The 1,895-nt window shown below is 72.7% G+C and carries 2 protein-coding genes; both read right to left on the reverse strand.

What is annotated here, in order from left to right; all coding sequences use genetic code 11:
- Positions 1-13: 13 nt before the first annotated feature.
- Positions 14-1,351, reverse strand: a complete 1,338-nt coding sequence (locus PKE44_RS12570; RefSeq protein WP_324551713.1) for an MFS transporter — start codon at positions 1,349-1,351, stop codon at positions 14-16.
- A gap of 33 nt (positions 1,352-1,384) precedes the next feature.
- The gene (locus PKE44_RS12575; protein WP_324551715.1) at positions 1,385-1,753 is read right to left on the reverse strand and encodes a hypothetical protein; all 369 of its coding nucleotides are present in this window, start codon (positions 1,751-1,753) and stop codon (positions 1,385-1,387) included.
- Positions 1,754-1,895: the final 142 nt, after the last annotated feature.

Below are 1,895 nucleotides of genomic sequence, written 5' to 3' on the forward strand. Positions count from 1 at the left end.
CGGATGCCGGTTCTCACTCGGCATCCTTCAGCCACAGCGTGCTCACCGCGCCGGCGAGCGCCATCGCCGTCAGCAGCAGCAGCGCGCCGTGGTGGCCCCAGAAGCGGGCGATCAGCCCGGTCAGTGCACCGGCAGCGAGCATCAGCACGCCGGCCAGCGTGTTCGACATCGCCACGTACAGCGCGCGTTTCGGCCCGCCGAGGTCGACGACCCAGGTCTTGCGGCCGAGCTGGATGCCGGCGTGCGCGGCGGCGAGCACGCCGTACAGCGCGCCGTAATACCAGAGCGAGCCGGCGAGCGTCGCCGGCAGCGCATCGCTTGCCAGCGCCACCGCGGTCGTCAGCCCGGCCAGCGCGCCGGCGGCGGCCATCACGTGCCGGCTCGAACGGTCGGCCCAGCGGCCCCAGAACGGGCTGCTCAGGAACACGCCGAGGTTGCTGGCGACGATCAGCACGCCGAGGCCGGCGAGATCGGCGTCGCTGTGCTCGTGCGCGAGCACGACCAGATACGGCAGCGACAGCGCGCTGCCGAGCAGCAGGCCGCGGCTCAGGTTGAAGCGCACGAAAGCCGGATCGGCGCGCAGCAGCTGCAGGCCTTCGAGCAGCGCCGCGCCGGCGTTGACCGCGCCTTCGGTCGCGCCCGGCTCCTCGCGCATCGTCAGCGCGCAGAGCGCGTTCAGCAGCCAGCCGCCGGCCGCGAGCAGCAGCAGCGCCGCGAGCAGGCCGCGCTCGGGGCGTTCGCCGAGCAGCGGCAGCGTCAGGCCGATCACGAGGGCCAGCACGCTCGCGACGCTGTCGCTCCAGCCCATCAGCGTGCCGCGGCGGGATTTCGCAATCGTCTTGCCCATCACGTCCTTGGTCGCGATCGAGCTGAAGCCGCGCCCGAGCGCGAGCAGCAGCAGCAGCCCGAGCACGCTGGCGACGCCGACCGGCCCGTCGCCGGCGAGCGCGACGATCGCCATGCCGGCCGCGGCCAGCGCCTGCGTCAGGCCGCCGAAGGCCCACGCGTATTTGCGCAGCGCCAGCCGCCGCAGCCACGCCGCCACCAGCAGCTGCGGCACCAGCGTGCCGGCCTCGCGGATCGGCACCAGCCAGCCGACCGCCGCCCCGCCGGCGCCGAGCTGCGCGAGCAGCCACGGCAGCACCAGCCGGGCGCTGGCGATCTCGTCGGCGAGCTTGTTGCCGAGCGCGGCCAGCAGGTGACGGAAGAAGTTGCCGGGCTGCTCGCGACAGGCGCTGTCGGGGATGTCCTTGCAGAGGCGGACATCGTCACCGCCGGCCAGCAACAGAAAGGCGCGCTCGAAGCGCGCCCCGGAGGTTCCGGCGGCCGTGGCCGCGGCAGGTTCGTTCATGCATTCGCTCCCGGTGCGGCGACCGGGAAGCGTTCATCGCGTCCCTTCGCCGTAGCTCGCGAGCAGCAACATTAGCGCCAGCCGCACGACCGCGACCGCCACCACCATGCCGAAGGAGCCGAGGAAGCTGGTGCCGAGCGTCATGTGATAGGCGAGCGCGACCAGGGCCAGCGCGACGAACACGCCGACCGGTCCCGGCACCAGCAGGTGTCCGGCGTAGGCGGCGAGTTCGGTCAGCAGCGCGGCGAGGATGCACCAGCCGTAGTGCTTCTGCGCCGAGGGCACCAGCATCGTCGCCAGCCAGATCACGACCGCGTTCAGCAGCACCGCGATCAGCGCCACCAGCCAGGGTTCGGCGCTGATCGCCGGCGTCCACGAATAGAAGTCGTAGCTGCTCCACATGGTTCTCCGCCTCCGGATGTCGGTTGTACCGGCTCCTGACCCCGCACCGGCGGGCGGCGTTCACTGCGCCCCGGCGCAGCCGCGGGCGCAAAAGCAGACCGGCCCGGAATCCGCGGGCACGGATTCCGGGCCGGTCACGGGC

Origin of the sequence: Plasticicumulans sp. (genome assembly GCF_035331805.1) — a bacterium.
Taxonomy (GTDB): Bacteria; Pseudomonadota; Gammaproteobacteria; order Competibacterales; family Competibacteraceae; genus Plasticicumulans.

What these genes read in the sequence shown, in the direction of transcription:
- PKE44_RS12570 (WP_324551713.1), bottom strand. Translation starts at nt 1,351, where the DNA reads ATGAACGAACCTGCCGCGGCCACGGCCGCCGGAACCTCCGGGGCGCGC.
- PKE44_RS12575 (WP_324551715.1), bottom strand. Translation starts at nt 1,753, where the DNA reads ATGTGGAGCAGCTACGACTTCTATTCGTGGACGCCGGCGATCAGCGCC.